This is a genomic window from Microbacterium sp. KU4F (assembly GCF_056868075.1).
In genome coordinates this window covers 1875829-1901055 of the sequence record NZ_CP200324.1, presented here as the reverse complement: position 1 = coordinate 1901055, position 25227 = coordinate 1875829, and the positions used below count along the sequence as shown (strand labels likewise).

General features: G+C 70.2%; 20 protein-coding genes and 1 pseudogene. 10 read left to right on the top strand and 11 right to left on the bottom strand.

All coding sequences use genetic code 11. The features are described from left to right. Positions 1–121: 121 nt before the first annotated feature. Positions 122–1378 carry a GNAT family N-acetyltransferase gene (locus AC1VNH_RS09700; protein WP_483111108.1) on the bottom strand — a complete coding sequence of 419 codons (1257 nt, stop codon included), beginning with the start codon at positions 1376–1378 and terminating at the stop codon, positions 122–124. 48 nt (positions 1379–1426) lie between these two features. Further along, positions 1427–1900, bottom strand: a complete 474-nt coding sequence (locus tag AC1VNH_RS09695) for a mycothiol transferase (RefSeq protein WP_483111107.1) — start codon at positions 1898–1900, stop codon at positions 1427–1429. Between the two features lie 262 nt (positions 1901–2162). Here AC1VNH_RS09695 and AC1VNH_RS09690 point away from each other — a divergent pair, with 262 nt between their 5' ends. Next, complete coding sequence (locus AC1VNH_RS09690) at positions 2163–4271, top strand: acyl-CoA dehydrogenase family protein (RefSeq protein WP_483111105.1); 2109 nt, start codon at positions 2163–2165, stop codon at positions 4269–4271. Positions 4272–4303: 32 nt separating this feature from the next. After that, on the top strand, positions 4304–4876 hold the full coding sequence (locus tag AC1VNH_RS09685; protein WP_483111104.1) for a DNA-3-methyladenine glycosylase I: 573 nt from the start codon (positions 4304–4306) through the stop codon (positions 4874–4876). An 83-nt stretch (positions 4877–4959) separates the two neighbouring features. Here the strand turns inward: AC1VNH_RS09685 and AC1VNH_RS09680 are convergent, their stop codons facing one another. Genes AC1VNH_RS09680 through AC1VNH_RS09665 form a run of 4 tightly spaced genes read right to left on the bottom strand, consistent with a single transcriptional unit; the run spans position 4960 to position 8197 of the window. Beyond that, positions 4960–5427: a recombinase family protein gene (locus tag AC1VNH_RS09680; RefSeq protein ID WP_483111103.1), complete on the bottom strand. Its 468-nt coding sequence runs from the start codon at positions 5425–5427 to the stop codon at positions 4960–4962. Between the two features lie 31 nt (positions 5428–5458). Further along, entirely contained in the window at positions 5459–6373 is a 915-nt protein-coding gene (locus tag AC1VNH_RS09675; RefSeq protein ID WP_483111102.1) for a cation:proton antiporter domain-containing protein, read from the bottom strand. Beyond that, complete coding sequence (locus AC1VNH_RS09670; protein WP_483111101.1) at positions 6307–7182, bottom strand: cation:proton antiporter; 876 nt, start codon at positions 7180–7182, stop codon at positions 6307–6309. Before AC1VNH_RS09670 ends, AC1VNH_RS09675 begins: the two co-directional genes overlap by 67 nt. Before the next feature lies 1 nt (position 7183). Beyond that, on the bottom strand, positions 7184–8197 hold the full coding sequence (locus tag AC1VNH_RS09665; protein WP_483111100.1) for a malate dehydrogenase: 1014 nt from the start codon (positions 8195–8197) through the stop codon (positions 7184–7186). A 95-nt stretch (positions 8198–8292) separates the two neighbouring features. Here AC1VNH_RS09665 and pip point away from each other — a divergent pair, with 95 nt between their 5' ends. Beyond that, positions 8293–9264, top strand: coding sequence for a prolyl aminopeptidase (gene pip, locus AC1VNH_RS09660; RefSeq protein ID WP_483111099.1), 972 nt, complete (start codon positions 8293–8295; stop codon positions 9262–9264). 3 nt (positions 9265–9267) lie between these two features. Here pip and AC1VNH_RS09655 read toward each other — a convergent pair whose 3' ends face one another. Then, positions 9268–11028: an aldehyde dehydrogenase family protein gene (locus AC1VNH_RS09655; protein WP_483111098.1), complete on the bottom strand. Its 1761-nt coding sequence runs from the start codon at positions 11026–11028 to the stop codon at positions 9268–9270. A gap of 258 nt (positions 11029–11286) precedes the next feature. Between AC1VNH_RS09655 and AC1VNH_RS09650 the strand changes: the two genes are divergently transcribed. Together AC1VNH_RS09650 and AC1VNH_RS09645 are read left to right on the top strand one after the other, a co-directional pair. Then, on the top strand, positions 11287–12930 hold the full coding sequence (locus AC1VNH_RS09650; protein WP_483111097.1) for a GAF domain-containing sensor histidine kinase: 1644 nt from the start codon (positions 11287–11289) through the stop codon (positions 12928–12930). Then, on the top strand, positions 12927–13550 hold the full coding sequence (locus AC1VNH_RS09645) for a response regulator (RefSeq protein WP_274286546.1): 624 nt from the start codon (positions 12927–12929) through the stop codon (positions 13548–13550). Before AC1VNH_RS09650 ends, AC1VNH_RS09645 begins: the two co-directional genes overlap by 4 nt. Before the next feature lie 339 nt (positions 13551–13889). On the opposite strand, the gene AC1VNH_RS09640 is transcribed toward AC1VNH_RS09645, so the two are convergent. From AC1VNH_RS09640 to AC1VNH_RS09630, 3 genes are all read right to left on the bottom strand, one after another. Continuing rightward, positions 13890–14465, bottom strand: a complete 576-nt coding sequence (locus AC1VNH_RS09640) for a DoxX family protein (RefSeq protein WP_483111096.1) — start codon at positions 14463–14465, stop codon at positions 13890–13892. Between the two features lie 137 nt (positions 14466–14602). Then, the gene (locus AC1VNH_RS09635; RefSeq protein ID WP_483111095.1) at positions 14603–16966 is read right to left on the bottom strand and encodes an acyltransferase family protein; all 2364 of its coding nucleotides are present in this window, start codon (positions 16964–16966) and stop codon (positions 14603–14605) included. 72 nt (positions 16967–17038) lie between these two features. After that, positions 17039–17299 carry a glutaredoxin family protein gene (locus AC1VNH_RS09630; protein WP_137418288.1) on the bottom strand — a complete coding sequence of 87 codons (261 nt, stop codon included), beginning with the start codon at positions 17297–17299 and terminating at the stop codon, positions 17039–17041. A 162-nt stretch (positions 17300–17461) separates the two neighbouring features. Between AC1VNH_RS09630 and AC1VNH_RS09625 the strand changes: the two genes are divergently transcribed. Next, positions 17462–18616, top strand: coding sequence for a glycosyltransferase (locus AC1VNH_RS09625; protein ID WP_483111094.1), 1155 nt, complete (start codon positions 17462–17464; stop codon positions 18614–18616). A gap of 10 nt (positions 18617–18626) precedes the next feature. Here AC1VNH_RS09625 and AC1VNH_RS09620 read toward each other — a convergent pair whose 3' ends face one another. After that, positions 18627–19778: a polysaccharide deacetylase family protein gene (locus AC1VNH_RS09620; protein WP_483111093.1), complete on the bottom strand. Its 1152-nt coding sequence runs from the start codon at positions 19776–19778 to the stop codon at positions 18627–18629. 183 nt (positions 19779–19961) lie between these two features. Between AC1VNH_RS09620 and AC1VNH_RS09615 the strand changes: the two genes are divergently transcribed. The 4 genes and pseudogenes from AC1VNH_RS09615 (at position 19962) to AC1VNH_RS09600 (ending at position 25062) form a co-directional block, all read left to right on the top strand. After that, positions 19962–21662 (top strand): AMP-binding protein, encoded by a 1701-nt coding sequence (locus tag AC1VNH_RS09615; protein WP_483111092.1) that lies wholly within the window; start codon positions 19962–19964, stop codon positions 21660–21662. A 69-nt stretch (positions 21663–21731) separates the two neighbouring features. Beyond that, entirely contained in the window at positions 21732–22562 is an 831-nt protein-coding gene (locus AC1VNH_RS09610) for a PhzF family phenazine biosynthesis protein (protein ID WP_483111091.1), read from the top strand. Positions 22563–22697: 135 nt separating this feature from the next. After that, positions 22698–23354, top strand: a complete 657-nt coding sequence (locus AC1VNH_RS09605) for a fasciclin domain-containing protein (RefSeq protein ID WP_274286537.1) — start codon at positions 22698–22700, stop codon at positions 23352–23354. A 59-nt stretch (positions 23355–23413) separates the two neighbouring features. Then, positions 23414–25062 (top strand): annotated as a pseudogene (locus AC1VNH_RS09600) (molybdopterin-dependent oxidoreductase). The last annotated feature ends 165 nt before the right edge of the window (positions 25063–25227 follow it).

The window sequence follows — 25227 nt, the reverse complement described above, 5'->3', positions numbered from 1 at the left end:
GGTCCGCATCCCTTCCACGGGAGAAATCCCCCCATCAGGACGATTCGCCGAGAATCGTCCTGCACAGCGGAGATCTCCTGCGGAGCGTGCGCGTCGCGCGGTGCGGTGCCGGAAGGCCGGCTCAGACCGTCGGGAAGCTGCGCACCCGCTCCACCCGCATCCGGAACGGGTAGCTCGACTCCTCACGCGGTGCGAGCGGCAGGTCGTAGACGTCGAGCATGAGCTGCACGGGGTAGTCGATCGACTGGTTGACGGTCTTGACCCAGCGTCCGTCGATGAAGAATCGGATGCGGTCGGGCGACCACTCCACGGCATAGTCGTGGGGCTGGGTGAGATCTCCCTCGACGCGGATCTTCTCGACATCGTCGCGGAGCCCCGGGTCGTGCTGCGCCTTGACGCCGACTCCCACCCATCCACCGGCGTCGTCGAGATCGTGGCCGAAGATCTCGCACACGCAGATCTCCCCCGAGCGATCGGGACTGTCTTCGACGCCGATCGGCCAGAACGCCACCATCGCGCGCGCGTCGCGCACCGCCGTCAGCCGCGCCTCGATCACGCCGCACCGCACGAGCCAGAGCCCGGCATCGGGCTGTTCCTCGCGCACGACGAGCCCGTCGCGGAAGCGATGCTGCCCGATCGATGAGCCCACTGGGCCCGAGTGCTGCCCTGTCTGCAGATGCGACACCCGCACCTCGCCGTCGATGTCGGGCGCCCACGGTGCCGTGTCATCGTCGATGCGCAGTTCGAGCCCCTCGGGCCCGGTGCGCCACCTGGCGCTCGTCGTCGCACGCGACGCCCAATGCGGCAGGTAGTACGGCCACCACCGCTCCCGGTCGAGGGCGCCGGAGAACCGCTCGTCGAGATCGGCGACACGATCGCCGATCTCGAGCGGCGACATGTCGAGGGTCCACGTCGTGACCATTAGCGAGCCGCCTCGCCAGGGTTCGGTGAACGTGGCGCCACGGGTGAAGCCCACGGCGCGGCACACCGCTTGCGATGCGGGGTTGTCGACGCCGGGGTAGGCGACGAGAAGTGCGCGGTCGCCGCGTTCGCGCACCCGCGCGATGAGCCGGCGCAACGCCGTGGAGGCGATGCCTCGCCCCTGCCACGCGGGTTCCACACTCCAGCCGGCCTCGTACGCCGGGACGCCGTCATGCTCCATCTGCCAGAAGCCGATCGCCCCCACGGCTTCCCCGTCGACGTCGATACGGTACATCTCCGCTTCGCCGCTCTCATTCAGACGCAGGTAGCGCTCATGTCGGGCGGCCACCTCAGCATCGGTCTCCGGGCCGCCGAGGAACCGCGTCATCTCGGGGCTGTTCGCGCGCTGGAGCACGGGAAGGTCCGCGGTGGACCAGGGCTTCAGGGTCAGCGTCATGGGCGAACCTCCCGCATCCAGTGTGTCCGAGGCGGCCGACATCGTGTCTCAGGGGGTGTGGATCGCGTGGAGGATGTCGAGCTGCCCGGTGTTCCACGCGAGCTCGCTCAGCACGTGCGTGAACAGGCTCATGACTGTGCGGCGACCACGTCCCGACACCACGTCATCGAGGCCGAGCGCGGCCAGGTTGTCGCGAGAATGCTGGTGGATACGGCGACAGTCGGCAGAGACAGACTCGATTGTGTCGAGCTTCCGGGTCTTCCACGAGTTCGCCGTGGAGACGGGGAGGCCGAGCTCCGATCGGGGACGGCCCGTGACCGCTTCGCCGAACCACACACCCTCCACGAAGGCGGTATGGCGTACGACGCCGAGCACCGATGGCCTGCCGGCGACGGTGGTCGCGCGGGCCTGTTCGTCGGTCAGCCCGTCGAGGCTCTGCAGGATGAGCCGGCGATACTGCTCGATCCGTGCGTCGAGGTCGCCGCGCGTCGTCCACCCGGAATCCACGTCGTGGTGCGGCATGCGATCTCCCTCGTTCGGCGTGCTCGGCTCCGGCCCGAGCATCGATCGGCGGCGTTCTCACGATCGTCGCGAGGAGGTCCGTCACCACGCAAACTTCGTGCCGAATCGGCAAGCGCCTCGCGCTCCCGATGTCGCCAGCACACAACCGGATGCGGCGACGTGCCCGCATCCGGTTGTAGAGGATCTGCAACCGACTTGGGGTGTGGTTGTGGTGCTCCTACCGTCGACATCGTCTTCCTCTGTCCCACCGAAGGGTGATGCCATGACCGACGCCGTCGTCCGTCCCGCCAAGCCTGCGACCAGCCGTCGCACTCCCGCCGGGGGTGCGCCTGCCGCGGCGCGCTCCGCGGCAGAGGCCGCCGAGCCGCGCATCGACCTGCCCGCCGTGACCGACATGCTGCTCGGCACGTGGGGCAAGACGCGCCGGGAGGCGCGCGAGATGATCAAGGATCCGGCCTTCTGGCGGATCGACGGGCAGACCGTCGCCGAGCACCGCGACCGCGTCTTCGGCCAGCTCGGTCTCATCGTCGAGCAGGGCGTGTCCGCGCGCGCGTACCCCGTCGAGTACGGCGGCCTCGGTGACAACGGCGCGAACATCGCCGGCTTCGAGGAGCTCGTGCTCGCCGACCCCAGCCTGCAGATCAAGGCCGGCGTGCAATGGGGGCTCTTCGGCGCCGCCATCCAGCAGCTGGGCACCAAGAAGCACCACGACAAGTGGCTCGCCGACGTCGTCACGCTGAAGCTGCCCGGCGCCTTCGCGATGACCGAGACCGGCCACGGCTCGGATGTGGCCGCGATCGGCACGACCGCGACGTACGACGCCGACACGGAGGAGTTCGTCATCCACACGCCGTTCCGCGGTGCGTGGAAGGACTACCTCGGCAACGCGGCGGTGCACGGGCGTGCGGCCACCGTCTTCGCCCAGCTGATCACGGGCGGCGTCAACTACGGCGTGCACTGCTTCTTCGTTCCGATCCGCGACGAGGCCGGCGATTTCCTGCCGGGTGTCGGCGGTGAGGACGACGGCGTCAAGGGCGGTCTCAACGGCATCGACAACGGCCGCCTGCACTTCGACCACGTCCGCGTCCCCCGCGAGAACCTGCTCAACCGCTACGGCGACGTCGCCGCCGACGGCACGTACTCGAGCGAGATCGCGAGCCCCGGCCGCCGTTTCTTCACGATGCTCGGCGCGCTCGTGCAGGGCCGCGTCTCGCTCGACGGCGCGGCCACCACGGCTGCCGCCCTCGGACTGAAGATCGCCGTCACCTACGCCAACCAGCGCCGGCAGTTCGACTCCGGATCGGGGACGCCCGAGGTGACTCTGCTCGACTACGGCAAGCACCAGCGCCGCCTCCTGCCGCGGCTGGCCACGGTGTACGCGCAGGCGTTCGCGCACGACGAGTTCTTGAAGAAGTTCGACGGCGTGTTCTCCGGTCGCACCGACACCTCCGAAGAGCGCGAGGATCTCGAGACGCTCGCGGCGGCTCTCAAGCCCCTGTCGACGTGGAACGCGCTCGACATCCTGCAGGAGTGCCGCGAGGCGAGCGGCGGCGCCGGCTTCCTCGCCGAGAACCGGCTCGTCGGTCTGCGCAGCGACCTCGACGTGTACGTGACGTTCGAGGGCGACAACAACGTGCTCCTCCAGCTCGTCGGCAAGCGTCTGCTCTCGGACTACGCCTCGCAGTTCAAGGGCAAGGACGCGGCCGCGCTCGCGCGCTTCGCCGTCGGCAGCACCGCGGGCAAGGTGTTCCACGGTGCGGGCCTTCGTCAGCTCGGACAGTCGCTCGCCGACTTCGGCTCGACCGCTCGCTCGGTGGAGCTCGGGCTGCGCGAGGACCAGCAGTTCGAGCTGCTGGCGGGACGCGTCCAGCAGATGGTCGCCGACGTCGCGGGGCGACTGCGTCCCGCGGCGAAGCTGCCCGCCGCCGAGGCCGCCGCACTGTTCAACGAGTGCCAGTTCGACCTCATCGAGGCGGCGCGTGCGCACGGCGAGCTGCTGCAGTGGGAAGCCTTCACCGATGCCGTCCACCGCGTCGGCGACGACGGCACGCTGCGGGTGCTGACCTGGCTGCGCGATCTCTTCGGGATGAGCCTCATCGAGAAGCACCTGTCGTGGTACCTCATCAACGGGCGCCTTTCTGCCCAGCGCGCCGGTTCCGTGTCGCGCTACATCGGTCGCCTCTCGGCCCGGCTCCGCCCGCACGCGCAGGACCTCGTCGACGCGTGGGGCTTCGAGCCCGAGCACATCCGTGCACACATCGCGTCGGGCGCGGAGCAGCAGCGACAGGATGAGGCGCACTCGTACTACGCCCAGCTCGCCGCATCCGGTGAGGCGCCGGTCTCGGAGAAGTCGCTGCAGAAGAAGCGCTGAGCGGTGTCGGCGCCCGCCGATAGCGTGGGCGGATGACCGACATCATCGTGGGAGAGGACGGCCGTGCGCGTTGCGCGTGGGCCGGAGTCGATACCGAGTACCTGCGCTACCACGACGAGGAGTGGGGCACCCCGCTTCACGGTGATCGGCCGCTGTTCGAGAAGATGAGCCTCGAGGGGTTCCAGGCCGGGCTCAGCTGGATCACCATCCTGCGCAAGCGCCCGCGCTTCCGCGAGGTGTTCGCCGGGTTCGAGCCGGATGCGGTCGCCGCCTTCGACGAGGTCGACATCGAGCTGCTGATGGGCGACGCGGGCATCGTGCGCAACCGGGCCAAGATCGAGGCCGTCATCGGCAACGCGCGTCTGGTCACGGCCATGTCGCCGGGCGAGCTCGACACGCTGATCTGGTCGTTCTCGCCGGAAGGGCACGTGCCGCCCGCGTCCTTCGCTGCGGTCCCGGCCACGACGGCCGAATCGACCGCGCTCAGCAAGGAGCTGCGCCGGCGGGGCTTCCGTTTCGTCGGCCCCACGACGATGTACGCGCTGATGCAGTCCGCCGGACTCGTCGACGACCACGTCGTCGGATGCTGGCGCGCTGCTCGCTGAGCGAGCCGCGATCACTGGTCGTTGAGCAAGCCACGGGCATCGGTCGTTGCGCGAGCCGCGGGCGAGACGAAACGCGCGCGGCGTCAGCGGCCGGTGTCGAACAGGTGGCGGCCCGAGTGGCCCAGCACCTTCACCATCACGCCGCGTCGGCGAAGCTCCGCGACCGTGCGGGTCTCCTCGTCGATGTTGCGACCCAGCGCATGAACGCTCGCCACCACGAGGACGTCGCCGCGGGTGAGGCGCCCGAAGAGGCGACCCAGGCGCTCCTCCCACGACTCGAGGATGTCGGGGGCCGGGTGTCGGAAGCCGTCGATGGGCACCCCGAAGCGCGTCAGCTCGGCGCGCTGTTCGACCACCGAGGGCATGTCGTCGCGGTTCACCACGAGGCCCACCAGGCGCGCACCGGTCGGCCGCGCACGCCACCAGTTGCGGTCGGACTGCAGCTCCGTGAAGCACTTGGGGCAGTCGGCCGCGGTGTGGGGCAGGTGCAGCGGCGCGGTCGCGGGATCGGCACCCGCACCAGCGTCGTCGCCCGTCCCCTCGCTGATCATGCGTCCATTCTCTCCCGGATCGAGTGACGTGTCACTCGTCGCCCGTCTCGTCCGCCAGGCGCAGTTCGAGGCTGATCTGGTCGGCGTCGAGCTCCGCGAGGGCGTGGCGCAGCGCGGCCGTGCTGAACGACCCCGACGACCCCGCCTCGAGCAGGCGCTCGCGCATGGCGTCGATCATCTCGAGGCGCAGTTCCAGCACCTCGCGCGCGGCTGCCGTCATCTCGTCGTCCGGCGGGTCCACGAGTCGCGCTCCCACCCGGGTGAGGATGCGTTCGCTGAACGCCGTCCCGTCGCGCCGGCGCAGATCCTCATCCTGCAGTCGCTCGGATGCGGCCTCGCGCAGCACGTCGTCCAGGCGCCGCTGCTCCTCCCGCGTCGGTCCCGCGGACTCCGACGGGATCCGGAGCAGGCGCACCAGCGCAGGCAGGGTGAAACCCTGCAGGAGCAGGCTGATGATCGCGACCATGAACGCGACGAAGATGAGCAGAGGTCGGTGGTCGGTGTCCCGCGGGAGGGTCTGCGCCGCGGCGAGGGTCACGACGCCCCGCATCCCGGCCCAGACGATGATCGTGCCGTGCTTCCACCCGAGCGGTGAGGAGCGGTAGTAGTCCAGGTCGGCGCCGAGGCGCGCGAGTCGCTTCCGGATCGACGGGATGCGGCGCATCGCCCGCTCCGGGTTCGATCTCTCGATCGGCACCGTGCCGTCGGCCATCCCCTGCAGTCTGTTGTCGACGCGCTCGATGTCGAAGCCGGCGAACCGCCGCGCTCGTCGTCCCTGCTGCCAGATGAGGAAGGCCACGTACACGCCGCGCACGGCGACGATGATGCCGATGGCGGACAGGGCGAGCCACGTGCCGTGCCAGAGGCCGTCGTGCTCGGTCAGGTTCTTGTTGACGACGTCGGTGAGCTCCAGCCCCATGACGAGGAAGACGCCGCCTTCGAGCACGAGCTCGATCGTGCGCCAGTTGGCCTCTTCCGACAGTCGTTGCTCGGGGAGAAGCGTCTGGCCGCGCCCTGCCCGGTGACGATGCCCGCGACCACGGCGGCCACGAGTCCCGAGCCGTTGAGCTCTTCCGTGGGCAGGTACGCGATGAAGGGGATTGCGAAGCTGATGGCGGTGTTCGCCGCCGAGTGGCCGACCCATGTGCGCACGCGCAGGTTGACCCAGCCGACGAGTCCGCCGATCACGAGGGCGATCAGCACCGCCCACAGGAACGACAGGATGGCATCGCCGAACGAGAACCCGGCGGCGATCGCGGCGGTCGAGGTGCGCAGCAGCACCAGGGCGGTTGCATCGTTGAGCAGACTCTCGCCCTCGAGCATCGTCGTGACGCGTGTGGAGATGCCCATCCGTTTCACGATCGAGGTGGCGACCGCATCCGTCGGCGAGAGGATCGCGCCCAGGGCGATGCCGAGGCCGAGGTCGAGGCCCGGGATCACCCAGGTGAAGAAGAATCCGAGCAGGACGGCGCTTCCCACCACCAGCACGACCGACAACCCGGCGATCGGGGTGAAGTCGCGGCGGAACTCGATCGCCGGAAGCTGCACGGCCGACGAGTACAGCAGGGGCGGGAGCACGCCCACGAGGATCCATTCGGGATCGACCTCGGGGATGTCGGGGACGAACGGCAGGGCGGCCAGCACAAGGCCGATGGCGACGAGGACGAGGGGGCCGGCGATGTTGAGCCGTCGGCCCAGGGCCGTCACGATGGCGACGACGATGATGCCGCCGACGATGACGGCCAGATGCTCCACGTCAGATCACCCCCAGCGCACGTACGGCCTCGCGCTCGTCGGCGAGCTCGGCGACCGAGGCGTCCAGACGGCGGCGGATGCGAGCGGAAACCTCCAGCCCCTCGACGATGCGGTAGCCGCTGCCGTCCGAGCGCACCGGGAAGGAGCTGAAGAGACCCTCCGGCACGCCGTACTCGCCGTGCGAGACGACCGCGGCAGAGGTCCACCCCATTCGGGTGCCCTCGACGTCGTCGCGGATGTGGGAGATCGCTGCGTTCGCCGCAGAGGCGACGGAGGAGGAGCCGCGCACCTCGATGATCTCCGCCCCGCGCTTCGCCACCCGCGGGGTGAACTCGTCGTCGAGCCAGCGGATCGCCGCATCCTCGTCGCCGAAGCGCGCGGTGAGCACGTCGAGGGCGGGTGCGCCGTCGATCGTCGCGTGGGTGACGTCGGGAACCTGGGTGGCGGAGTGGTTGCCCCAGATCGTCACGTCGCGCACGGCGCTCACGCCGACGCCGACCGCCTCCGCGAGCAGACCGACGGCACGGTTGTGGTCGAGGCGCGTGAGTGCGGCGAAGCGTTCGGCGGGCACGTCGGGTGCCGCAGCCGAGGCGATCAGCGCATTCGTGTTCGCGGGGTTGCCCACCACGACGGCGCGGACGTCGGATGCGGCGTGCGCCGCGATCGCGGCGCCCTGCGGGCCGAAGATTCCCGCGTTCGCGGCGAGGAGGTCGGCGCGCTCCATGCCGGGACCGCGCGGGCGCGCGCCGACGAGCAGGGCGATGTTGCAGCCGTCGAACGCCACGGCCGGATCCTCCGTGACCTCGACGTCGCGCAGCAGCTCGAACGCGCCGTCCTGCAGCTCCAGGGCCGCGCCCTCTGCGGCACGCAGCCCTTGGCGGATCTCCAGCAGACGCAGCCTGACCGGCCGGTCGGGGCCCAACATGTCGCCTGCCGCGATGCGGAACAGCAGCGCGTAGCCGATCTGTCCCCCGGCGCCGGTGATGGTGATCGTGGTGGGCGCAGCTGTGCTCATGCGATGAGCATACGAGCAGGCTCACAACGGACACATCCCGATGAGCCCTATAGCGCATCCGCGGGCACGATGGGGTGGCAAGGTACCGTGAGGACATGACGGTCTCCGAGCTCGACGACATCCTGTACCCGCCGATCGAGCCCTACGAGAGCGGAGAACTGCTGGTCGGCGACGGGCAGCGGATCTACTGGGAGCAGTCCGGCAACCCGGAGGGCAAGCCGGTCGTCTTCCTGCACGGCGGGCCCGGCGGAGGCACCTCGCCCTGGCATCGGCGTTTCTTCGATCCGGAGCGCTACCGGATCGTCCTGCTGGATCAGCGCGGATGCGGCAAGTCGACCCCGCACGCGAGCGACCCCGCAGCCGATCTGCGGTTCAACACGACCTGGCACCTGGTCGCCGACCTCGAACTCCTGCGTCGCAATCTCGGAATCGAGCGCTGGCAGGTGTTCGGCGGCTCCTGGGGGTCCACCCTCGCGCTCTCCTACGCGCAGGCGCACCCCGAGGCCGTCACCGAGCTCGTGCTGCGCGGCATCTTCACGCTCCGCCGGCACGAGCTGGAGTGGTTCTACGAGGGCGGCGCCTCCGCGATCTTCCCCGACCTGTGGGAGGGCTACGTCGCCGAGATCCCGGTGCTCGAGCGCAGTCGGATGATCGAGGCCTACCACCGCCGCCTGTTCGACGCGGACCCGGCCGTGCACCGGCCCGCCGCGCTCGCGTGGACCCGGTGGGAGGCATCGACGCTCACGCTGCGTCCCGACCCGGAGCTGGTGGCATCGATGACGGATCCGGACGCGGCCACCGCGTTCGCGCGCATCGAGAACCACTATTTCGTGAACCACGGATGGCTGCGCGAGGGCCAGTTGATCGAGGAGGTGGACCGCATCCGCCACATCCCCGCGGTCATCGTCCAGGGACGTTACGACGTCTGCACGCCGATCATGACGGCGTGGGACCTGCACCGTGCGTGGCCCGAGTCGGAGCTGGTGGTCGTGGACGACGCCTCGCACTCCGCATCCGAGCCCGGGATCGCGGCGGCCCTGCGGGCGGCTACCGACCGGTTCGCGTGAGGGTCAGGCTCCCATCGCCCGGATGAGGGTGAGGGCGAGACCGAGCGGATTGCGGTCGACCCGGTAGCGGGTGAGGCCCTCGCTCACGGCCGCCGCCGTGCGTGCGGAGACGAACCACGGTGGAGTGGGCAGCACCGAGAAGCGTCCCGGGCCGAGCGAGCGCGGGAACGGGCGGAAGGGGCCTCGCAGCACCGAGCGTTCGACGTCGGCCAGCAGCGAGGTGTTGTGGACCACGCCGATCCCCGATCCGACCTCCCGCACGTCCGAGCCCGGAAAGGCACCCCAACTGAGCACGGGCGTCGCGAACAGCACGCCGGTCCACGCGTTGATCGCGATGCCGCCGTAGCGGAGCTCGGCGATCGCCCGCTCGAAGCCGGCGCCCATCGCGTCCTCCGTGTCGGGGTCGACGATGACGTTGGCGCCGAGCGTGCCCGCGAGCGACTCGTTCGCGTGCGCGACGGCGGCGTCGAGGAACTCCTGACCCGTGCCGGCGAGCTCCACGACACCCAGCACGGGGGCGAAGTACTCCGTGGTCTCCAGTTCGATGGGATCCTCGCCCGACGCCACCTGAACGAGCGCACGGCTGTGCCCGGCCGACCACTCGGCACTCGGATACGTCACCGTGAGCGCGTGCAGGCGCTCGTCGGCGCGCGGGTACCAGACCGGCCGAGCCGGAGCATCGCGGTAGGCCTCGTGCAGCGCCCGCAGGAACTGCTCCCGCTGCGGCCAGTCCGCGCTCATCAGCACGACCTGACCGGCGATGCAGTTGTGACCGCTGTTGTGCAGCCGCATCGTCGCGATGTGGGCCGCCTGGAAGCGGAGGTCGGCGTCGGTCCACTCGCCCGGCACCACGATGATCGGAGACACGCCCCCGAGCTCGGCCGAGATGGGGGCCTTCAGCTGCGGTTCGTCGGTCGAGCGATCGCGGTCGCCCCAGACGATCGCGTCGAAGGTCGCGGCGGAGCCCGTGATGTGCACGTGCTCGATCCCCTCGTGCGCGGTGAGGTAGGCACCGACATCGCCGCCGCCGCGCACGATCCGCACGAGGCCCCGACCGATCAGCGGCGCGAGCGCACGCTCGAAGACCGGCACGAGGGAGTCCTGGGTGGGGTTGACCTTGAGCAGGCTCACGCGGTCGAAGGCGAGCAGTTCGTACAGCACGTCCAGGACCGGGATCGCGGAGATGTTGCCCGCGCCGAGGACGAGTCCCACGCCCGCAGCGCCGGGGGTGACCTGCGCGAGCCCGGCGCGGCGGATGGCTGTGGAGGCGTCGGTACCGGGGCGCAGCCAGATCTCGCCCGTGAATCCCGACAGCAGGAGGTTGTCGATGGGTTCGCGAGGGAAGACGTGCGCGCGGATGCGGTCGCCCGGCGCCCGGTCGAGCCGCACCCCGTCGAGCGGGCTGCCGCCGGCAGCGATCCGGCGCAGCGTCGCGAGGTAGCCGTCGAGTGCGCCGAGCACGGCGTAAGGGCCGGAGAGCCACTCCTCGCCGCGGAGCGGGTGGTCGGGCGCGAGCCCCTTCGCGCGCGCGGCGATGCCCGCCCAGTCCGCGGCCGCGGTGCCGACCGCATCCCTCGTGGCCGAGAGTGCGCGGATGCGCTCGACGATGCTCGAGCGCGACCAGAGCGCGGCGCCCTGGCGGAGCGCGACGAGGTCGTCGTCGATCGCGGCGCGCAGCCGCGGATCGAGCTCGGGCGTGGACACAGGCGCGGGCGTTGCAGAGGACTCGGACGCGGGCACGGCGGTCTCCTTCGGGTGGGCCACCAGGCCAGTGTGCCGCCCGCGGCGTTCCGGATGCTGTGAACCGGGCCTGGAGCACAACGCGCCGGTCCTCGGGGGTCGCCCGTTTTGTTCGCCTGTCACAGATCGAGCCCGCCGGCTCGATCTGTGACAGGCGAACCGGGTGCGGAGGGCGGCCGGGGCGGCGGTCGGGCGCGGCGAAGGGGCAGTTGTCACGGCGGCGGCCGGTGGGCGCCGACGGGGGCGCACCTAGACTTGGGCGCGACACCAGGGGAGGGGACCGTGGCCGACATCGAGGCGCGACTGCGCAGCCTGCTCTCGCTCAACCAGGCGATCGTCGGCCACATCCATCTGCACTCCGTTCTGCGCGAGATCGTCGAGTCGGCCGTCGACCTCGTCGGCGCGCGATACGGCGCGATCGGCGTGCTGGGTGCCGACGGCGCGATCGTCGATTTCGTGCACGTCGGGATCGATGAGAAGACCGCGGCGCGGATGGGGCACCCGCCGCGTGGGCGCGGCCTGCTGGGAGCCATCGTGTCCGAGAGCGTGCGGGTCGACCATGTCGCCGCCGATCCGCGATTCACCGGATTCCCCGCGCACCATCCCCACATGGACAGCTTCGTCGGCGTCCCGATCCGCGTCCGCGAGGAGATGTTCGGCAACCTCTACCTGGCCGAGCATCCGGACGGCCATTTCACCGAGGAAGACACGGAGCTCCTGCGCTCGCTCGCCGTGACGGCGGGTATCGCGATCGAGAAGGCGCGGCTGTACGAGGCCGCCCGGCTGCGGGAGCGCTGGGCCGCGGCGACCGCTGAGGTGCGCGCGGCCTTCCTCGAAGTCGACGACGAGCGGCCCTACCGACTGCTCGCGGAGCAGCTGCCGATGCTGACGGGCGCGGCGCTCGTGGCGATCATCACGTCCACCGAACGTGGCACCGTGCGGCTGCAGATCGTTCGCGGCGACGCCATGGCGCGCCAGCTGGAGAGTGTGGAGCTGCCCGGTCACGATCGGGTCGCCCGCGCCCTGCTCGCGACGGGGGCCACGGTGCTCCCCGAGGTGGCGCTGCCGACATTCGAGGGCGAGACCGTGCGGTTCGGCGATGCGTTCGTGGTGAGCCTCGGCGGCCAGGACGGCGCGGATGTGGGAGTGCTGCTGGCGCGGCACCTGCGTGAACGGCCGTTCAGCGACGACGACATCCGTCGCACGACCGCGCTGGCATCCGTCGCGGATCTCGCCGGGGAACTCAGCCGCGCGCGTGCCGACCGTCACCGGCTCGCCCTGCTGGAGGATCGCGGCCGCATCGCCCGCGACCTGCATGACAACGTGATCCAGCGCCTTTTCGCCGCTGGGATGCAGCTGCAGGTCGTCTCGGCCGGTGTCGACGACCCGCGCCTGGGCGACCGCCTCTCGGCGCAGATCGACGCCCTCGACGAGGCGATCGCCGAGATCCGCACCGCGATCTTCGCGCTGCAGCACGACGACGTGGGCGGCGTCACGCTGCGCGATCGCATCGTCGACGTCGTCGGAGAGTATCGCGCCCTTCTCGCGGAGCCGCCGCGGCTCGTCTTCCGCGGTCCCGTCGACCACGACGTCCCCGCCGAACTCGCACCGGAGGCCGCCGCGGTCGTGCGCGAGGCGCTCTCGAACGTCGTCCGGCACGCACGCGCCTCGCACGCCGAGGTGCGGGTGGAGGTGCGCGACGGCCGCATCGTCATCGAGGTCGGCGACGACGGTCGTGGGCTCGATCCTGCCCGGGAACGGCGCAGCGGCCTCAGCAACCTGCAGGCGCGGGCCGAGGCCCGCGGCGGCACCTTCGCACTCGCGCCGCGCCCCGGCAGCGGCACCCTCGCCGCGTGGAGCGTGCCGCTGGCCGCTCCGGCGGCCGCATCCGATGACGAGAGCTCACGGCAGGAGGCCGACCTATGATCCGCGTCTTCGTTCTCGATGACCACGAACTCGTGCGCCGCGGGGTCGTCGACCTCATCGACGCCGCCCCCGACATGGAGGTCGTCGGCGAAGCGTCGACGGCGGCCCAGACGCTGCCGCGTGTGGATGCGGTGCGCCCGGACGTCGCGGTGCTCGACATGCGCCTGCCTGACGGCGACGGCATCGATGTCTGCCGTGACGTGCGCTCCGCGCATCCGGAGATCGCGTGCCTGATCCTCACCGCGTTCGACGACGACCGCGCGAGTGAGGCCGCGGTGCTCGCCGGCGCTGCGGGCTACGTTCTCAAGGACATCCGCGCGAACGGGCTGCTCGACAGCATCCGCCAGGTCGCCGCGGGTAAGACTCTCACCGGAACGCGCGCCGCCGAGCTCGTCCGCTCGCGCGCGGATGCGGATGCCGCCCCCGAGGTCGACCTGACCCTGCGCGAGCGGCAGATCCTGGACCTGATCGCCGATGGGCTGACCAATCGCCAGATCGGCGAGAAGCTGAACCTGGTCGAGAAGACGGTCAAGAACTACGTGTCGGGGCTGCTGCGCAAGCTCGGCATGGAGCGGCGCACCCAGGCCGCCGTCTATCGCGCCGAGCAGCGCCGCTCCTGATCCCCGCCCGCGCCCTCGCTCGCTCCCTCCCCTCGCTCGCTCCCTCTTGTTCGAGGGACGCGCGTTTTGTTCGAGGGACGCGCGTTGTCGTCACGGGGCCGCGGACGCGACGTCTCGGGTCCCTTGAACGCCGCTCGCACGTGTTCGAGGGACGCATGATGCGGTCCCGGGGCCGTAAGAGCGACGTTTCGGGTCCCTCGAACATGCAGAGGCCCCGGGTCCGAGAGCGGACCGCGGGGCTCGCGGGCTCGGAGGCGGAGAGGCGTGGACGTGCAGACGTGACGATGCGGCGCTCCCCGGGCGAGGAAGCGCCGCACCGTCACGCGGCCAGCAGGTCGGCTAGATGAGCCAGTGGTTCTTCTGCACGATGGGCAGCTTGCGCCACTGGGCGCCGAGGCCCCACGTTTCGCCGGCCGCAAGTGCGACGAAAACGATGAGCATGAGGGCGTAGATGATGTGGTAGTCGACGACCGGGTTGGTGGAACCGCTGCCCCAGATCATCGGGAACTCCGCCATCCACATGAAGAGCATGATCGCGCTGCCGGCGACGGCGGCGACCCGCATCCCGATGCCGAGCATGACGGCCAGTCCCACGCCGAGCATGCCGGCCATGAACAGGACATCGGTCAGCGGCGTCGCGATCGCCTGGAAGATCCCCTTGAACGGGCCGCTCACGGCCTCGCTGTTGAGGAAGCCCTGGGCGGGGGTGCCACCGTTGATCCAGGCCCGCTCGACCGGAGTGGAGAAGCCCAGGCCGAAGGTCTTGTCGAGGAAGGCCCACAGGAAGATGAAGCCGGTCGCGAAGCGTGCGATGGCGACGGTGCGTCGGGCCGCGAGGCTCGTGACGACGCTCGCCTCTGCCGTGATCGGCTTGGCAGCGACCTGCGTCCGGACATTTGCGGTGATGGTGGCCATGAGAGGTGTGCTCCTTTCGATCCCTCGGAGCGGCGGTGTGGGGCCGGAACCTGGGGGCTGTGTGTGTTTGGTGGTTCCACCCTCCTCCGCTCACGCAGGTGCCGATAGGGACCTAGGTCCCGCCGTCACCGTCGTCTTCAGACAAGCCCCGCGGTCGCGAGCATCGACCGCAGGATCGGGGCGATGTGCTCCGCGAACGGCACGGTGAGGTGGGTCTGGTCGTACTTCACCGGCAGCGTCCCCGCGAACGCGGGGCACACGCCCTCCCAGCAGCCGAACGGCAGGGAGTTGATCGCGTGATCACCGGATGCGGCGGCCGCACGCTCGGCCAACGCCTCCATCTGCTGCCAGGTCGGCGACACGGCGCTCGCGCAGTCGTAGGGCGATGTCAGCGGCGAGTAGCAGCGAGCGAGGTCGGCGCCCTCCGGCGGAGGCGCGAGATGGACGATCCGCCCCGGCACGTCGTAGCCGGCGGCCTCCGCCTGCTGCGACGCGATGAGCGTCTCGGCGCTGAGGTCCTGCCCGTCCGGGGTGTGGCCCAGCGTGTAGGCGTTGCTCATCACGACGACATTCGGGGCATCGGCGAGAACCATGGCGCGCACGTCGGCCTTGCGCTGCTCGCAGGCCGCCATGACGCCGGCGCCGTCGTTCTGCACGGCCACCTCGGTGAACCGGCAGCCGTAGAGCCCGACGGTCGTCACACGGATGGCGCCGCCGCTGTCCTCCGCCATCTTCTTGAATGCGGGGGCGTAGGCCATGGCGGTCGAGTCGCCGACGAGGTAGATGCGGGTGGCGGCCTGCTCGGATCCCCAGCTGCACCGGCCCGCATCCGGGGCCACGTCGGGCGCGAAGCAGTCCCGTGCCGGGTTGTCCGCCGAGCCGCGGGCGATCACGGCGTCCAGGGACGGCGACAGTGCCGGCCATGCGGTGGCGGATGCGGCGGCCGCCAGCTCGTTCTGCACGGCGGCGATCGGATCGTCGCCGCCATCCGCCTGCGCCTCGGCGGGCGGCGTGAGCGGTCCGATCACCGGTGCGCCGAAGATGCTCTGCGCCACGAGCACGGCGGCCAGGACGGCGATGCCGAGGCCCGATGAGGCGAGGGCGATCTGCGCTCCGAAGCGGGCCCGCCAGGCCTTCCAGGGGGACCGTTCGTCGTTCTCCTGTTCGTCGGGCGAGACGTCGGCTGCGACGATCGGCACGATCACGGGTTCGGGATCGGGATCGGCGAGTGCCGGCTCGAGAACAGGGCCGGCGGCGAGCGGGAGCGGCCGAGGCGAGCCGGGGTAGTACCGGGTGCCGGGCGTCCATCCCGCGGGGCGTGTGGCCACGACGCGCGGTCGCGGCGCGGCGGGGGTCGCCGGGATGGGCGCGGGCTGAGGGGTGAGCGGCTCCGGCGCGGCGGGCTCGGCCGCATCCGCTCGCGGCACGAGCGGCGCGTACCGCAGCGGCTGCTCGACGATCAGGTAGGTCGCCAGCGACAGGACGGTGATCGCTCCCAGCGTGAGCCAGAGCGCCCCGTCGCGTCCGGCGAGCACGACCGAGGCGAGCACGATCACCGGGAAGTGCCACAGGTACAGCGAGTACGACATATCGCCGACGAAGACGCTGACGGGATTCGTCAGAGGGAACAGGTGTCGGTGGCGCGGGTCACCGCCCACGCCACCCGCCAGCACGAGGGCCGTGGCCGCGACGGGGAGCGCGGCCCAGGGGGCAGAAAAGCCGCCTGCGGCCGGATCGATCACCGCGAAGGCGGTGACGATGCCTGCGAGGCCGACCCAGCCCATGACCCCGCCTGCGGCTCTCGGGATGCGGGAGAGGAGCGGTGCCGCGGCGGCCAGCACCGCTCCCGCTCCGAGCTCCCATGCGCGAGTGAGCGTGGAGAAATAGGCGACGGTCGGCTCGGACGCCGTCTGGGATGCGGCCCACGCGGCCGAGGCGAGCACGATCACCGTCGCGATCGCCCCGACGGTGAGACGTCCGCGCCGTCCACGCCGCGCCGCGGCGGGCAGCGCCAGGAGGCTCAGCGCGACGACCCCCGGCCACACGAGGTAGAACTGCTCCTCGACCGAGAGCGACCAGAAGTGCTGCAGCGCGGATGCCGCATCCGTCGCGTGGAAGTAGTCGGTGCCGTCCGCCGCGAAGTGCCAGTTCGCCGCGAAGAGCGCGGACCACACCGCGTCGTGAAGTGTGCGCTCTGCGACGACGGCGTTGAACACGACGAAGCCGGCGCCGACCGTGAGGGCGAGGACGACGGCGGCGGCCGGCAGCAGTCGCCGCGCTCGCCGTCCGTAGAAGCGGGCGAGGCGCACGCGCCCCGTCGTCTCGACCTCGCGCAGCAGCAGGCCGGTGATCAGGAAGCCGGAGATGACGAAGAACACGTCGACGCCCACGAACCCGCCGCGGGGCCAACCCGCGGCGTGGGCGCCGACGACGCCGAGCACAGCGAGGGCGCGCAGGCCCTGGATGTCTCGGCGGGATGCGGGGGATGGAGTGCGGTTCACGTGCTGATTCCGGCGGAAGCCGGAATCAGTGTACGGGGAGCGGTCCCACGCTCCGACGGGTCGGCATCCGGCTCAGATGATCGACAGCTCGCGCAGCTTCGCATCGACGTCCGCGTTGGACGGCTCGACGTGGTGGGTCGCGTCGGGATAGACCACAACGGGGATGTTGGTGCGGCCGGAGATCTCGCGGGCGACCTCCGCTGCGGCGGGGTCGGCCTCGAGGTCGACGTAGGTGTACTCCACGCCCAGCTCATCGAGCTGAGCCTTCGTGCGGCGGCAGTCGCGGCACCACTCGGCGCCGAACATCGTGATGCCGGATCCCGTTTCGCTCATGGATTCCAGCGTACGGGTAAACAGCCCGTGATCGGGTGGTTACGAGTTGGCTAGCGGATTCCTATGCGGATGCTCAACCCCAGGGAATTGACATCACGAGCGTGCCAGGATGAGCAGTGTCGTCCGCATTCGGGCGTTCACAGCTTCCATCAGGCGGTGCACATGCAGGTCACGGTCATCGTCCCCACGTTCAACGAGGCGCCCAATGTGGCAGAACTCGTGCGTCGGGTCGCCGCAACCGCGAAGGGCTTCAGCGTCGACATCCTCTTCGTCGACGACAGCACGGACGAGACGCCCGACGTCATCCGGCGCGTGGCGGCGACCGCCAGCATCCCCGTCCGGCTCATCCATCGCGACGACCCGGCGGGCGGTCTGAGCGGAGCCGTCGTCGCGGGACTGGATGCGGCGCCCAGTGACGTCTGCATCGTCATGGACGGCGACCTGCAGCATCCGCCGGAGGATATCGCGCGCCTGGTCGCGCGCTACCTCCACGGCGACGTGGACGTCGTGGTGGCCTCGCGCTACACCGCCGACGGCACCGCGGGTGGTCTCGCCGACCGGTCGCGTGTCATCGTGTCGCGCGGATCGACCGTGGTGACGAAGGCCATGTTCCCGATCCGCCTGCGCGAGGTCACCGACCCGATGACGGGGTTCTTCCTCGTCGACCGGCGCGCCATCGATCTCGATCAGCTGCGCCCCCGCGGGTTCAAGATCCTGCTCGAGATCCTCGCGCGTCGTTCGCTGCGTGTCGCCGAGATCCCGTTCGCGTTCGCGGACCGGTTCGCGGGTGCCTCGAAGGCCTCGTTCTCGCAGGGGATCTCGTTCTTGGCGCAGCTGGCCATGCTCCGCTTCGGCAAGATGTCCGCCTTCGCGCTCATCGGCGCGCTGGGAGCGGTGGCCAATGTCGCGATCGTCTGGCTGCTCTCGCACGCCGGCATCACGGACCTCGCTGCGATGATCATCGCGGCGGAGACGACGATCATCGCCAACTTCCTGCTGCAGGAACGGTTCGTCTTCCAGGACATGCGAGAGCAGGCGTCCGGCATCGGCAGCAGGTTCGCGAAGTCGTTCTCGTTTAACAACATCGAGCTGCTGATCCGCATCCCGATCACGACGCTGATGATCTCGACGTGGCACATCTCGGTGGTCATCGCCACCGCGGTCACCCTCGTGGCGGCCTTCGTGGTGCGCTTCCTCTTCCACTCGCTGGTGGTCTACGCACCCCGCAGCGCCTCGTCGCCGCGCCCGGCGCCCTCGCGCGCCCGGTACTTCGTCGAGGAGATCGACCGTCAGGCGATCTCGCCCGGGGAGATCTGACCGGCGGGTATCAGCCGATCAGGTTGATGAGATCCTGCAGGCCCATCCCGTAGTTGATGCGGACGGTGGGAAGCGCGAGCTTGTCGGTCCCGGCATGCACGTAGCCGGGTTCGATGGTGCGAGCCATCTCGTAGCCGGCCTGGCGCAGCCCCTCTTTGGCCGTGTCGTTGTAGTGGCCGTAGGGGTAGGCCATGACCTCCTTCGCGCCGAGGATCTCGGCGGAGGTGTTCATGTCGGCGACGATCTGGTCGACCGAATAGTTGACCATCCGGCCCTTGCCGTTCTCGCCCGCCGTATGCATGTCGTGCGTGTGGGAACGCTGGAGCACATGCAGTCCCGGTGACGGCGCCTGCCGCGCAGCGGTGATCACGAACGACGTCGTCAGCACGCCGTACTTCTCGACCACCGGGACGGCGAGTTCCAGCCAGGTCTGGTCGGCGTCGTCGTCGGTGACGATCACGGACTGGTGAGGCAGATACAGCTGGCCGTCGATGAAGGCGCTGAGCTCGTCCCAGGTCGGCAGGTAGAACTGCTTCTCGGCGATGTAGGCCAGGTGGGCGTCGAAGTCGTTGATGTAGGCGTAGTTGCCCTTCAACCAGCCGTCCTCGCCCTCGGGACGGGTCGTGAACTGGTGGTACATGAGGATCGGGACGCCGACGTCCTCGCTCGCCACCTCGTCGGGAGACTTCCACGCGCCGTAGAGCGTGATCTCATCGTCGGTGCACGTGACGACGTCGGCACCGTTCACGCGCGCGGCGATCGTGAAGGCCTGCGCATCGGCGGGAGTGGCATACCAGCCCGCGAAGACGGCGCCCTCGCGGCGCGGAATCGGCAGGTAGGCGTAGAGCTTGCCCTGCGACTGCAGCTGCGGCTGCTCGGTGATCGCGTCGCCGGCGAAGCTCACGGCGCACGCCGCCGGGTCGTCGCTGTCGGCGAGAAGCTGCTGGCTCGCGGTGAGGGGCGTGGGCGTCGGGGTGGGCGTCGGCGTCGGGGTGGACGGACCGGCGGCCTGAGCCGACGGCGTCGGTGCCGCGGATACCGCGCGCACGACGGCCACGACGCCGACGGCGATCAGGGCCACGGCGAGGACGCCGATGGCCGCGGTCAGCGCCCTGCGTCGGCGCAGTACCGAGCGGCGTCCGCGTTGCGCTCTTCTGGTCATCTCCATGAATCCCCCGGTGTCGTGTGGTCGGATCCCCCTGTCGGCGACGACCGCACCGATGCTATCGGGCGTCGCCTGCGAGAGGATGCCGCGGCCCGCACATACGCCGTCCTAGACTGACCGGACGGTGCCAGAGCCCGCTCGTGCGCGCCGCATCCTCTCCCCGTCGAGAACGAAGACACGATGCTCCACTCCGCCGCCGGCCGCGCGTTCCGCGAGGCCAGGGACTTCCTGCTCGCCCACTCCCACGACATCGAGGCCGCGCGCGCCGGGTTCGTCTGGCCCGATGTCGGTGACCACTTCAACTGGGCCGTCGACTGGTTCGACGAGATCGCTCTGGGCAACGACCGCCTCGCGCTGCGGGTGCTCGAGGAAGACGGCACTGAGGCCTCGCGCACGTACGACGAGATGCGCGTACGCTCCGACCGCGTCGCGAACTGGCTGCGCGAGCAGGGCGTGCGCCGCGGCGACGCCGTCATGCTGATGCTCGACAACCGGGTCGAGCTCTGGGAGGCGATGCTCGCCATCATGAAGTTGGGCGCCGTCATCCTGCCGACCTCCGTCGTGCTCGGCCCCGACGATCTTGCCGAGCGCATCGAGCGTGCGGGTGTCCGTGTCGTGATCGCGGATGCGGCGGATGCGGAGAAGTTCGACGGGCTCGATCCCGAGCTCGTGCGGGTCGTCGTGGGCGGCGACCGAGAGGGCTGGGCCTCGTTCACGGATGCGGACACCGCATCCGACGAGCGTCCCGGGGTCGTCGTGGACTCCACCGACACCGCGATCGTCTACTTCACCTCCGGGACGACCTCGCGCCCGAAGATGGTCGAGCACACCCACGTCTCGTACCCGGTGGGTCATCTCAGCACGATGTACTGGATCGGCGTGCGCCCCGGCGACGTGCACATGACCATCAGTGCACCCGGCTGGGGCAAGCACGCCTGGAGCCTGTTCTTCTCGCCGTGGATCGCTGAAGCGACCGTCTTCGTCTACAACTACCGCCGCTTCGACGCGGTGGCGCTCGCCGGCGAGCTCGATCGCGCGGGCGTCAACACGTTCTGCGCACCGCCGACCGTGTGGCGCATGCTCATCCAGGCCGACCTCGAGCACAAGCCGCGGGCGCTTCGCGAGCTGCTGTCGGCCGGGGAACCGCTCAACCCCGAGGTGATTGCCACGATCGAGCGCTGGTGGGGCATCCAGATCCGCGACGGTTACGGCCAGACCGAGCTGACGGCCGTCATCGGCAACACCCCCGGTGTGGCGCTCAAGCCCGGATCCATGGGGCGCGCGCTTCCCGGCGTCGAGATCGTGCTGCTGGATCCGCTCACCGGCGAGGTCGCCGACGAGGGGGAGATCTGTCTGCCCACGGCTCCCGTGCGACCGCTGAACCTCACGCCCGGCTACATCGGAGAGCCCGAGCGCACCGCCAAGGTCGAGCACGACGGCTACTACCACACGAGCGATGTCGCCGTCCGGGACGCCGAAGGATTCCTGACCTTCGTCGGGCGCACCGACGACGTGTTCAAGGCCAGCGACTTCAAGGTGTCGCCGTTCGAGGTCGAGTCGATCCTGCTCGAGCACGCGGCCGTCGCCGAGGCCGGTGTGGTCGGTGCCCCGGATGCGGTGCGGCTGAACGTCGTGAAGGCCTACGTCGCGCTCGCTGCGGGCGTGGAACCGGACGCGGCGACCGCGCGCAGCATCCTCGCGCACGCGCGCGAGCACATGCCCCCGTACATGCGGGTGCGGCGGGTGGAGTTCTTCGAGCTGCCCAAGACGATCTCCGGCAAGATCCGCCGCGTCGAGCTGCGCGAGCGCGAGGAGGCGGCCGGATCCGAGCGCATCGGCTCCGAGTTCCGCGAGAGCGACTTTCCCGACCTCAAGGGCTGAGCTTCGGGCGGGCCACGCACACACGGGTGGACCGGGGCCGGCGCGCTCACGCGTGGGTAGCGTGAGAGCGTGAGCGAGATCGAGCACTGGACCGCCTTCTCCGACGACCCGGCCGGCGGCAACCCGGCAGGCGTTGTGCGCCGAGCCGAGGGCTGGAGCGACGAGCGGATGCAGCGCACCGCCGCCGAGCTCGGGTACGCCGAGTCCGCCTTCGCGACCACGGATGAGGACGGCATCCGCCGTATCCGCTACTTCTCCCCGATCGCCGAGGTGCCCTTCTGCGGTCACGCGACGGTCGCCACGGCCGCGGCGCTCGCGGAGCGGGAGGGCGACGGCCGCTTCGTGTTCGAGACCGCGGTGGGTGGGATCGAGATCAGGACGCGATCGGACGAGCGCGGGCGCATCGTGTCGTTCACGAGTGTGGAACCGGATGCCGCCGAGTTGGCGCTTCAGACCCTGGACGAGCTGGTCGCTCTGCTGGGGATCGATCGCGACGCGCTGCATCCGTCGTATCCGCCCGCTCTCGCGTACGGCGGCAACTGGCATCCGCTGCTCGTGCTCGCCGAGCGTTCGGTGTTCGACGCGTTCGCCTTCGACCCCGCCGCCGCGCGCCGCCTGCTCGACGAGAACGGATGGCCCGCCACGATCATCGTGCTCTGGCCCGAGAGCGACACTCTCTGGCACGCGCGCAACATCTTCCCCGTCGGCACGGTCGCCGAGGATCCCGCTACGGGTGCTGCCGCCGCGGCCACGGGCGGATACCTGCGCAGCCGCGGCCTCGCGCCGCGGCGCATCCGGATCCGTCAGGGCGCACACGTGGGGCGGTCGAGCGTGCTCGATGTGGACGTGACCGAGACGGGCGGAATCGTGGTCTCCGGGAGGGCCGTGCGCATCCGCTAGAAATTCTTCCCATCCGTTTCAGCGAGCACGCCGAACAGAGCATGTACGCCGCAAGAGTGCGGCTGCCTCGCTCCCGGCACCGGGGCGTGTTCTGAACGAGTCGGCACACAGCGACTCTCTGATTCGGAGGACATCATGCGCACCAACAAGAAGCACCTGTTCGGCGGCCTCACCCTTCTCGCCGTCGCCGGGTTCGCACTCGCAGGTTGTGCGGGCGGATCGGCCGGCACGTCCGAGAGCACCATGGCTCCGGAGACCTCGACGGCAGCACCGATGCCCAGCAAGACGATGGATGCGGCATCCGACCTCGTCGGCGCCGGCTGCGCCGACTACGCCGCGATGGTTCCGAGCGGTGCGGGTTCGGTCGAGGGCATGTCGCTCGACCCGGTCGCGACGGCCGCGTCCAACAACCCGCTGCTGACGACCCTCGTGTCGGCCGTTAGCGGCAAGCTGAACCCCGACGTGAACCTCGTCGACACGCTCAACGGCAGCGAGTTCACGGTCTTCGCTCCCGTCGACGACGCCTTCGCGAAGATCGACGCCGCGACCATCGACTCGCTGAAGACCGACAGCGCGGCTCTGACCAAGATCCTCACCTACCACGTGGTCCCCGGCCAGATCGCGCCGAGCGCCATCGACGGCACGCACACCACGGTCGAGGGTCAGGACGTGACGGTGACCGGCAGCGGTGACAACATCATGGTCAACGGCGCCAAGGTCATCTGCGGTGGCGTGAAGACGAAGAACGCGACCGTGTACCTCATCGACTCGGTGCTGATGCCCCCCATGTGATCCCTGAAAACTGACGACACCCCGGCGTGAATCGCCGGACCGGCGAGCGGAGACCGACCATGACACGACTGCGGATGCGCACGACGTGGGGTTGGGCTTCGCTCGCCGGTGTCGTTGCGGCAGCGGCCTTCCTCGCGGTCAGCGAGGCGGTCGCCGCCCTCGTCTCGCGCGGCACCAGCCCCCTGATCGCGGTTGGTTCGTTCGTCATCGACATCGTGCCGCGCCCGCTCAAGGAGTTCGCAATCTCGACGTTCGGCACCGCCGACAAGGCGGTGCTGCTCGCCTCGCTCGCGGTGGCGGTCGTGATCGCTGCCGCCGTCATCGGGATCGTCGAGACCCTCCGGCCGCTTTGGGGCGTCGTGCTCTTCGCGCTCGCCGCTGCCCTCGCGACCGCCGCGGTCGTCACCCGTGCGGATGCGGGCGCCCTCGCCGGCGTCGCCTGCATCGCGGGGGCCGCCGTCGGCATCTGGATGCTGATGCTGCTCGCCCGCCGCCTGCGTCGGTGGAAGCTCGCTGCCGCTCCGGCGCCCGCGGCCACAAGCCCTGTTGAAGGGGCCCGTGATGGGGCCTCCGTGGGCTCGGTGCCGCGTCCCCCGTCCCCCGAACGACGCCCGAAGTCCGCGCCGCCGTCCGACGTGCAGATGGACCGCCGCGGGTTCTTCATCCTGACCGGCATCGTCGCCGCATCCGCTGTCGTGGTGGGCCTCGGCGCCCGCGCGCTCAACGCGACGACCGCATCCATCCGGCAGATCCGTGATGCGCTCCGGCTGCCCTCGCCCAAGACCACGGTTCCCGTTCCTCAGGGCGCGGAGCTCGACATCGATGGGATCTCCCCCTCTTCACCCCCAACGCGGACTTCTACCGCGTCGACACCGCGCTGACCGTCCCCTCGGTCGATCCGAACACGTGGCGCCTCGTCATCGACGGCATGGTCGACAAGCGCGTCGAGCTGAGCTTCGACGATCTGATCGCCCTCGGTCTCGACGAGTACGTGATCACGCTCACGTGCGTCTCGAACGAGGTCGGCGGCGACCTGGTCGGCAACGCGCGGTGGCTGGGCGTTCCGGTGCGCACCGTGCTGGCTGCGGCCGGCGTGCAGTCCGGCGCCGACATGGTGCTCTCGCGCAGCGTCGACGGCTTCACCGCATCCACTCCGCTCGAATCGCTCACGGATCCGGGCGTCGACGCCATCTTCGCGGTCGCCATGAACGGCGAGCCGCTGCCGCTCGAGCACGGCTTCCCCGTGCGGATGGTGGTTCCCGGCCTCTACGGATACGTGTCGGCGACGAAGTGGGTGGAGGAGTTGAAGGTCACGACCTTCGCCGCCGACACCGCCTACTGGACGCCCCGCGGTTACAGCGAACGCGCACCCATCAAGTTCTCGTCCCGCGTCGACACCCCGAAGATCGGCAAGCCGGTCGCAGCGGGAAAGGTGCCGATCGCCGGCATGGCGTGGGCGCAGGGCGTCGGCATCTCGGCGGTCGAAGTGAGCATCGACAACGGCGAGTGGCAGCGCGCCACCCTCTCCTCGCCCGTCAACAAGGACACCTGGGTGCAGTGGGTGCTCGAGTGGGACGCGACACCCGGCTCGCACTACATCGCGGTGCGTGCGATCAACGCCGCGGGCGAACTGCAGATCGAGGAGTCCGCACCGATCGCCCCCGACGGCTCGTCCGGTTGGCAGCGCACCCTCGTGACGGTGAACTGAGGCGCTCCGGCTGCTTTACTACCTCCGCGAGACTGCATTTCCATCACGAGATCACGGGTATTACCCCTGATCTCGTGACGAGGATGCAGTCTCGCGGGAAGAACAGGGGGCGAGGGGTGGGCGCGGATAGCACGGGGCGCGCCGGTGCGCCATCGGGTGCGCGGC

Excerpts from the sequence above, each read along its gene's own strand:
- AC1VNH_RS09700 (WP_483111108.1), bottom strand. The coding sequence starts at position 1,378 with ATGACGCTGACCCTGAAGCCCTGGTCCACCGCGGACCTTCCCGTGCTC.
- AC1VNH_RS09695 (WP_483111107.1), bottom strand. The coding sequence starts at position 1,900 with ATGCCGCACCACGACGTGGATTCCGGGTGGACGACGCGCGGCGACCTC.
- AC1VNH_RS09690 (WP_483111105.1), top strand. The coding sequence starts at position 2,163 with ATGACCGACGCCGTCGTCCGTCCCGCCAAGCCTGCGACCAGCCGTCGC.
- AC1VNH_RS09685 (WP_483111104.1), top strand. The coding sequence starts at position 4,304 with ATGACCGACATCATCGTGGGAGAGGACGGCCGTGCGCGTTGCGCGTGG.
- AC1VNH_RS09680 (WP_483111103.1), bottom strand. The coding sequence starts at position 5,427 with ATGATCAGCGAGGGGACGGGCGACGACGCTGGTGCGGGTGCCGATCCC.
- AC1VNH_RS09665 (WP_483111100.1), bottom strand. The coding sequence starts at position 8,197 with ATGAGCACAGCTGCGCCCACCACGATCACCATCACCGGCGCCGGGGGA.
- pip (WP_483111099.1), top strand. The coding sequence starts at position 8,293 with ATGACGGTCTCCGAGCTCGACGACATCCTGTACCCGCCGATCGAGCCC.
- AC1VNH_RS09645 (WP_274286546.1), top strand. The coding sequence starts at position 12,927 with ATGATCCGCGTCTTCGTTCTCGATGACCACGAACTCGTGCGCCGCGGG.
- AC1VNH_RS09640 (WP_483111096.1), bottom strand. The coding sequence starts at position 14,465 with ATGGCCACCATCACCGCAAATGTCCGGACGCAGGTCGCTGCCAAGCCG.
- AC1VNH_RS09630 (WP_137418288.1), bottom strand. The coding sequence starts at position 17,299 with ATGAGCGAAACGGGATCCGGCATCACGATGTTCGGCGCCGAGTGGTGC.
- AC1VNH_RS09625 (WP_483111094.1), top strand. The coding sequence starts at position 17,462 with ATGCAGGTCACGGTCATCGTCCCCACGTTCAACGAGGCGCCCAATGTG.
- AC1VNH_RS09620 (WP_483111093.1), bottom strand. The coding sequence starts at position 19,778 with ATGACCAGAAGAGCGCAACGCGGACGCCGCTCGGTACTGCGCCGACGC.
- AC1VNH_RS09615 (WP_483111092.1), top strand. The coding sequence starts at position 19,962 with ATGCTCCACTCCGCCGCCGGCCGCGCGTTCCGCGAGGCCAGGGACTTC.
- AC1VNH_RS09605 (WP_274286537.1), top strand. The coding sequence starts at position 22,698 with ATGCGCACCAACAAGAAGCACCTGTTCGGCGGCCTCACCCTTCTCGCC.